The following is a 7,881-nucleotide window of genomic DNA, read 5'->3' on the forward strand; positions in this document are numbered from 1 at the left end:
TTCTTTTTCACGAGAAATACCCAAGGCTGTGATGACTACTTCATTCAGGCCAACAGCCTCCTCGGTAAGCGTTACATTGATAATGGACTGTGTACCTATTGTCACCTCTTGTGTTTGGTAGCCAATGTATGAAAACTGCAACGTCTCAGCACCGGCCGGAGCTTCAATGGCATAATCACCATCGAGCTTGGTTACGGTACCGTTAGTTGTCCCTTTGGCTAGAACGGCAACGCCAATAAGCGGAAATCCCTCCGAATCTGTTACGATGCCAGTGATAGTCTTGCTCTGAGATTGTTGAGCAAATACGTTATTACTGTTAAACAATGCAGTTTGAAGCATTAACATAATCAAGCACAACCGCAATACTTGATTCGTTTTATTAGGAAGACCGGTTAAATCCTCACAAAATAGATGTTTTTTCATTTTTTTGATTTTCTTAAATAAAAATATTTTGACTCTTTGTGCCCTTCATTGAAGTGCTAGCTATAGTTATTTTAATTTGTTTGGTTTTATGTCATAGGCCTACTATTGTTTTTTTTAAGGTTTATTTATTAATAATATATCGGGTTTTAAGGTCGAAAGCGGGTGAAAACTTTTGACCACTTGCTTAAATTTTCGGCAAGATTGTAATTACAAAACCAAATGCAAGAGCTGATTTTAGAATTTCTACAATCATCATTATTTGATAATATTTGAATAATTTTTTGTTTAAATAAGGGAGGTAATTCCTGAAAATTAGCTTGATTTATTAATAAAATAATAGCATCCTTTATTGGGAGGAGTTTATATTTGTTTTTACTTAAATAAGTCCTTAAACCAATTCTTGGTCAGGAATAGATTCTAAAAATCCAATACTTCAAAATGGACTAATCCTGAAAAATGCTAGGATATACAATATTAAAACTAGGAATATTGTTAAAATTTTATTTTTAATGTTTTTGAAAATTTCAGAAAGATACTGTCAAGAAATCTTTTCAATGTTTTGACAAAGAATTTAAAGGATGAGGTTCAGCTTTCTGTTTTTTAATAATTGGAATAATTTTCAATCCATATTCTCAATAAAAGGAAGAATTTTTATTGTTTAAACGTGATTTTAAGCCAATTACAGAAGATGATATATTTAAAGATGTGCAATATTATCACTGGAGTGACTCTATTATTAAAAGAGTATGTGACCTTTACCTCATGTTTTACTCCAAGTGCCAAGTTAATATTTCTGCCTGACGACATTTTCTAAAATTGCCTATGTCACCTTGCAAAGCCCTAACGGACCTTGGAAATACAAAGAAACTGTTTTTAAGGGTAGGGTAAAGGTTACTGGGATGCCATTTCAGCACACAAACCTAAATTCAAGTTTTTTGAGGGCAAGTATTACCTTTACTATATGGAATATACGAATGAAGATCTAATGGCTACAAATGGTAAATCTTTGGGTCAAAGCATATGGCGTAAAAGGCTAAGGGAAAACCAAAAGACTGGTGTGGCATTTTCTACTTCACTAGATGGCCCAAGGGAAAGGCTGGATCCCCCCTCATCCAGCTTTTAGGTCCCATTATCACGATAACAATAAACCTAGCCATAATTAAGGGAGAGGGTGAACCTTATCCCTTAGTTGTAAAAGGTGATAAACCAAACGATGATGATTTTGTGAGAAACCAAACAATTGCTATTTCAAACTCACCCCTAGGCCCCTTTAAAATGCAACCGAATCTCGTGATAAATCAAGAGTAAAGAGGATAAGTCTCTATGGTACGATTCGGTGAATCAAAAATTTTATGGCTTTTTCCATGCACATGAATTCATAAGTTTGGTATATTCATCTGACGGAATTAATTGGAAAAAACCTTCAAATTTTAAGGTACTAAAAAAAGAAATCCCCATAGCTATTGGTGATTTTATTCAACCTGACAGCCTGGCAAGTCCTTTTATTTTTTTTGAAAACAATCTGCCAAAAACCTTGTGCTTGGCAGTAAAAAAAGAGGGCCAATCTATTACAGTATTTTTACCTATTGGTTATATTAAAATCTTTTGCAAAATAATCAAAGGTAATGACCACTTGACTTGAAGCCGATTTGCCTGCCGATTTTATTTATTGAATGGATAATTATTAATACCCAGAACCATATAATGACCTGGCGGCTTCTTCATATTTATCTCCGGATTTCCAAAGTGGCTTTTTCGGATCATTGGCAATTTTCTCAGCAGAAAGAATATAAGCTTTCCAGTATTTGAAGGCGTAATCCAAATCAAAATTGTCTACTTGATCAGAAACTTGATGGTAATATTTTCCTATTTCCGCGTCGAATGCAGTAAATCCTAAACTAAAAGTAGGGGCAGGAATGCCTTTCTTGGCAAAGCTTACATTGTCAGAACGGTCATATAATCCCTGCTCCGGTGAGGGGTCGGCAATTGCTTTCAAACCGAAATCTTTTGCTGCAGCTGAAATATGATGATCTACTGAAGATCTACCCAAACCAATGATGGTAACCAAGCTGGTGTCGTTATAGCCCCCGTTATCTATATTCAGGTTGAAAACTATATTCTTTAAAGGTAAAGGCGGATTATCAGCAAAATACGAAGAGCCTAGCAATCCTTTTTCTTCAGCCGTCCATGCACACAAAAGAATCGATCTTTTAGGAGGATTTTCTCCAAAATAATTGGCTGCTTGGATCAAAGCTGCTGTTCCTACTGCATTGTCCCTTGCCCCGTTATAAATGGAATCGCCTTCAGCATTGGGTTTGGTAACCCCCAGATGATCGTAGTGGGCTGAAAGCATCACATATTCATTTTTTAATTGTGGGTCGGTTCCTTCGATAACAGCAATCACATTTCTTCCCTGAATTTTTTTATTCCGCTTACCTTCTATTTTAATTGACATTTCATTTTTGCCGGCAGCAATGGATTTAATAATTTCTCCCTTCAGATCTTTCATCCAAAGGTAGGGTAAATTATCATTGTTTTCCGGGTCTATATCTAGGGTCAATTGGGATTTGTTAAGGTAATTGACCAACATCCTCCAAGGAGTGGTAGGAACATTGTACATTTCTATTAAACCAACGGCACCTTTAGACTTGGCTATGGCTAGTTTCTCTCTCCCGGCTTTAAAAAGAGCTGTAGGTGTGAGCCTATTTGGTGCACCTACCCTAACCACTACCCATTTTCCTTTGACCTCTTTATTGGCATAATCTTCTTCAAAACCATAGCCTGCAACCACCATCTCATATTCTCCGGAAAGGTCCTTTCCCCCCAAGACCAGCAGGTTTTCTCCATGTTTAAACCTGGAACCTTTCCATTTTAAATCCCCAACAGTAGGAGGTGAGGAAGAAACAAAAGGTATATATTGGTAATAGGCATTCAATGTAGTGAGTGGATGGGCCCCGTATTTTTCAAATTGATTGGCAATATAATAGGCTGCAATATCAATTTCAGGACGCTCAGGGTCTCTACCTTTTAATTCATCTGAGGCAAGAAATTTGAAATGAGACAGGGCCTCAGCTTTTTCAATAACCTTATCAATTTGTGTTTTTTGTGCCATCCCTTGAAAACAGACTAAGGCGAACAAGGATGAAAGAAGTATGGACAGTGAATGCTTAAACTTTGTCATAGGTGTTTTTTTAGGCTTGAATACAATTATACTAATTGATTACTTATTTCCTTCTCCGGCCAATTAAAATCTGCCATAATTCTACGAAAATGTATGGGTAGATCGGCATTTATGGTAATTGTTTCATTAGAAAATGGTTGGCAAAAAGACAATTCCCAAGCATGCAAAAGCATATTTTCGAGTTGAAATTGACTGGTAAAGAACTTATTTTGCCTATTGTCTCCATGGGTGGTGTCCCCAATAATATAATGCCTCAAATGTGCAAAATGTCTTCGGATTTGATGCATTCTTCCGGTATGGGGATAAACTTTTGCCAAAGTATACCTGCTACTTGGGTATCTCCCGGTGGAAGCAAAAGGAACTTCACACTGATTTAAAGCCCAATATTCCGTTTTAGCTTCCTGAAGTACAAATTCCAAATCTTTGGCCAAAGGATGATCAATTATACCATGAGCTTCAGGTAAATAACCTCTTACCACGGCCAGGTAATACTTTTTTATACTATTGTCAATGAATTGAGATTGAATGGCAGAGGCAGCTTGGGCACTCTTACCAAAGAGTAAAACACCTGTAGTTGGCCGGTCAATTCGATGCAAAGGGTAAACCTTGTAGCCGACTTGATTTTCTAAGATTTGTACGGCAAATAAAGCCTCCGGATCTTTTTCTAATGGGGTTTTATGCACCAAAACACCGGCAGGTTTATTGATAGCGATGAATTGACTGTCCTCATATACAATTGGGAGTTTTTCCATCTTAATAAATTACGCCGGACCCAATGGTTTCCTCCCCCTCGTACCAAGCAACAAATTGCCCGGATGCAATTCCTCTTTGTGGATGTTCAAACAATACATACAAGCCATTTTCTTTCATAAGTAGGGTAGCCTTAGACAGGGGTTGTCTGTATCGGATCCTGGCAGAATAGGAAGCTGTTTCTCCCACTTTCAATGTTTTATCAGGCCTGATCCAATGTATGTCTTCCTTTTTGACAAAAAGCCCATTGCGTATAAGACCGGGATGGTCTTCTCCCAAACCTGTATAAATAATATTTTCCTTCGTGTCTGTAGCAATCACAAATAACGGTTTACCTGTACCCCCCACATTGAGCCCTTTTCTTTGTCCAATGGTAAAATAGTGCGCTCCATTGTGCTCGGCTACTTTCTCTCCCATGCTAGCCTTATACTGTAAAGGATAGCAAGTTTCATTCAATTGCTTACTATCCAGATCTTCTAAGGCTATCCCTGCTGGAATCCCTTTATTGGCATAAACCGGTGATTCGGCCGGTACAGTGAGAATATCACCCTTTTTTGGTTTGAGTTGCTGCTGCAAAAAGTCTGGCAACTTCACTTTTCCTATAAAACACAAACCTTGGCTATCTTTTTTCTCAGCCGTTATCAATTCTTGTTCTTTGGCGATCGCCCTAACTTCTGCTTTCTGCAGATGCCCAATGGGAAACAGCGCCTTGCTCAATTGTTCTTGATCCAATTGACAAAGAAAATAACTTTGATCCTTATTATTATCTGCCCCGGCTATCAGCCTGTACATGGCTTGGCCGTCAACATTTGTTTCTTCTTTTTGACAATAATGGCCTGTAGCTACGAAATCAGCCTTTAGCTTCATGGCTGCCTTCAAAAATATGTCAAACTTAATCTCTCTGTTGCAGAGGATATCAGGGTTTGGTGTTCGTCCTGCCTGGTATTCCGAGAACATATAAGCCACAATCCTGGATTTATAGTCTTCACTTAGGTCTATCGCTTGAAAAGGGATGCCCAACTTTTGAGCCACTAACATGGCATCAGTACTGTCTTCTACCCAGGGACATTCATTAGAAATGGTGACAGATTCATCATGCCAATTCTTCATAAACATACCTATCACCTCATAGCCTTGCTCTTTTAACAAATAGGCGGTTACCGAACTATCAACGCCTCCTGAAAGGCCTACTACTACTCTTTTTTTACGCTGAGTCATAATTTGTATTATCCTTGAACCCAAATTCTATTGATAACAAACTAAATAAATGATAAGGTTCAAATCGTAAAATTACTATTTAAAATGGTTTGATCCGGTTGAATTTCATAATTTCGTTTATGATTGTAATTGTTTACGGGGTAACAGGCTGTGGAAAAAGTACCATTGGAGAATTATTGGCAAATAAAATGGGAATTCCTTTTCTAGATGCAGATGATTTTCACCCCAAATCCAATAAAACCAAAATGAATGCCGGCATACCATTGGAGGACGAAGACCGAATCCCCTGGTTACAGAATGTAGCTAGAAAATTGGAGGATGCTGCAAAAGAAAAAGGAGCTGTATTGGCCTGTTCGGCATTGAATGAAAGATACAGAAATATTTTAAAAGTAACATCAAATATAAAATGGGTGCTACTGGATGGCAACAAATCCCTCGTTGAAAGAAGATTAGGAGAAAGGGTAGGGCATTTTATGAATCCCGCATTACTTGCTTCTCAAATGGAGGCATTGGAAGTCCCTGACTATGGTTTAAAGGTGGCCATCGATGGTTCGCCGGAATTAATTGTTCAAGACATCATCAAAAATTTTAAAAATATGGAAAGTAAGTCCAACTTTGGAGTGATTGGTATGGGAGTGATGGGCAAAAGCCTAGCATTAAATTTGGCGGATAATGGGGTGAATTTATCCATATACAACAGATTTGTTCCAGGAAAAGAAGAAGGTATAGCTGCAAAAGTTTTGGAGGAAAATCCGGGATATAATAATATTCAGCCTTTTGAAGAAATTTCGGCATTCGTTGCTTCCCTTTCCTCGCCAAAATCCATATTGCTGATGATTCCTGCAGGAAAAGCAGTGGATCTCCAAATCCAGGAACTGCTTCCCTTATTGGATGCCGGGGACATTATCATTGACGGTGGAAATTCATTTTATAAAGACACCATTCAAAGGTCCGCCTTACTCAAAGAGAAAGGGATTTTATTTGTTGGAACAGGAGTTTCCGGTGGTGAAGAAGGTGCAAGAAGAGGGCCTTCAATCATGCCTGGAGGTGATAAGGAAGGTTTCTCTAAGATAGAAGGCTATCTAAAAATGATTGCAGCCAAGGATTTTCAAGGCAACCCTTGCGTTACCTATGTGGGCCCCGAAGGTGCAGGTCATTTTGTCAAGATGGTACACAATAGCATTGAGTATGGAGAAATGCAGGCCATTGCTGAGGTATATTTTTTAATGCGAAATTACTTGAAATTAGATCCGATCAAAATTGCTTCCATTTTTGAAAAATGGATGGACAGTGACTTGAGCAGTTATTTATTAGAAATCACCGTTGATATATTGAGGAAATATGAGGATGGTGAACCTTTAATAGATAAAATACTAGATCAGGCTGCTCAAAAAGGAACCGGAGGATGGTCATTAAACACTGCTTTGGAATATGGAGTACCTTATGGGGTTTTAGGAGAAGCTGTGATGGCCAGAAATCTTTCGGCAAGAAAAGGGCTGAGGATGATTTCATCCGGCCTTTATGATCTTGAAAGATTTACAGGAATAGAAGATGTGGACAACTTCTTAGACAAATTGCAGAAAGCATACCAAGCCACAAGAATCATCAACCATGAAGTTGGTTTCTCCTTGATGCTAGAAGTTTCCGAGAAAAATCATTGGGCTTTAAATTTTTCCGAAATAGCTAGGATTTGGACAAGTGGCTGTATTATCCGTTCAAAGTTAATGGAAGAATTGGTTGATATATTTAAGGAAAGTAATCATATCTTACTTAATTATGAAGCCATTACGGCCCTGAAGAGTTACCAAGGCGATTTATCCTATGTAGTAGGTCAAGCCTTACAAAATGGATTTGCCGTCCCTGTATTATCCAATGCCATCAACTATTTGCTGGGTGTAACCACGGCAAACTCTCCGGCCAATTTAATTCAAGCACAAAGAGATTATTTCGGGGCACATACCTACCGAAGAAATGACAAAGACGCAGACCAGGCTTTCCATACCAATTGGAAGGAGTAATAGAACAGGTTTAATTAATTAAACAAGAGAAAAAAAGCGATCAAGGACAGGAGGATGCTAATTAGACATAAGGTTTTGTTTTTAAGGACAATTGAAACGAAGCAAAACGCTGTAATGGTCAAATAAGAAAAACCATATGAGCTTGTGGATGCAAGGAATTGCTTGGGTCCACCAAGTTCTTGGAAAGAATAAAATGGAAATAAATAGTTTTCTGTAAACACATTTGTCCACTCATTCCAATAAAAAATACTAACAACGATAAATAGGGCTTGTTGGAAAATTCGATAAAAC

The 7,881-nt window shown here is 38.0% G+C and carries 7 protein-coding genes; 2 read left to right on the forward strand and 5 right to left on the reverse strand.

Features of this window, described 5'->3' with window-relative positions; all coding sequences use genetic code 11:
* Positions 1-363: carboxypeptidase-like regulatory domain-containing protein (locus tag AAC037_RS14405; RefSeq protein WP_339903636.1), on the reverse strand; the 363-nt coding region annotated here is incomplete at its 3' end.
* Between the two features lie 1,021 nt (positions 364-1,384).
* Between AAC037_RS14405 and AAC037_RS14410 the strand changes: the two genes are divergently transcribed.
* Positions 1,385-1,546, forward strand: coding sequence for a hypothetical protein (locus AAC037_RS14410; RefSeq protein WP_339903637.1), 162 nt, complete (start codon positions 1,385-1,387; stop codon positions 1,544-1,546).
* Between the two features lie 561 nt (positions 1,547-2,107).
* Here the strand turns inward: AAC037_RS14410 and AAC037_RS14415 are convergent.
* From AAC037_RS14415 to mnmA, 3 genes are read right to left on the reverse strand one after another with little or no spacing between them, the layout of a single operon-like run.
* Entirely contained in the window at positions 2,108-3,604 is a 1,497-nt protein-coding gene (locus AAC037_RS14415) for a M28 family peptidase (protein ID WP_339903638.1), read from the reverse strand.
* Positions 3,605-3,630: 26 nt separating this feature from the next.
* Entirely contained in the window at positions 3,631-4,356 is a 726-nt protein-coding gene (locus tag AAC037_RS14420; RefSeq protein ID WP_339903639.1) for a pseudouridine synthase, read from the reverse strand.
* Position 4,357: 1 nt separating this feature from the next.
* Complete coding sequence (gene mnmA, locus AAC037_RS14425; protein ID WP_339903640.1) at positions 4,358-5,572, reverse strand: tRNA 2-thiouridine(34) synthase MnmA; 1,215 nt, start codon at positions 5,570-5,572, stop codon at positions 4,358-4,360.
* A 119-nt stretch (positions 5,573-5,691) separates the two neighbouring features.
* Here mnmA and gndA point away from each other — a divergent pair, with 119 nt between their 5' ends.
* Positions 5,692-7,590 (forward strand): NADP-dependent phosphogluconate dehydrogenase, encoded by a 1,899-nt coding sequence (gene gndA, locus AAC037_RS14430; RefSeq protein WP_339903641.1) that lies wholly within the window; start codon positions 5,692-5,694, stop codon positions 7,588-7,590.
* A 14-nt stretch (positions 7,591-7,604) separates the two neighbouring features.
* Here the strand turns inward: gndA and AAC037_RS14435 are convergent.
* A partial coding sequence (locus tag AAC037_RS14435) for a hypothetical protein (RefSeq protein WP_339903642.1) occupies positions 7,605-7,881 on the reverse strand: 277 nt, incomplete at its 5' end.

Source organism: uncultured Cyclobacterium sp., from assembly GCF_963976465.1.
Lineage (GTDB): Bacteria > Bacteroidota > Bacteroidia > Cytophagales > Cyclobacteriaceae > Cyclobacterium.

Coding starts and splice junctions, on each gene's coding strand:
- AAC037_RS14420 (WP_339903639.1), bottom strand. CDS start 4,356: ATGGAAAAACTCCCAATTGTATATGAGGACAGTCAATTCATCGCTATC.
- gndA (WP_339903641.1), top strand. CDS start 5,692: ATGATTGTAATTGTTTACGGGGTAACAGGCTGTGGAAAAAGTACCATT.
- AAC037_RS14415 (WP_339903638.1), bottom strand. CDS start 3,604: ATGACAAAGTTTAAGCATTCACTGTCCATACTTCTTTCATCCTTGTTC.
- AAC037_RS14410 (WP_339903637.1), top strand. CDS start 1,385: ATGGAATATACGAATGAAGATCTAATGGCTACAAATGGTAAATCTTTG.
- mnmA (WP_339903640.1), bottom strand. CDS start 5,572: ATGACTCAGCGTAAAAAAAGAGTAGTAGTAGGCCTTTCAGGAGGCGTT.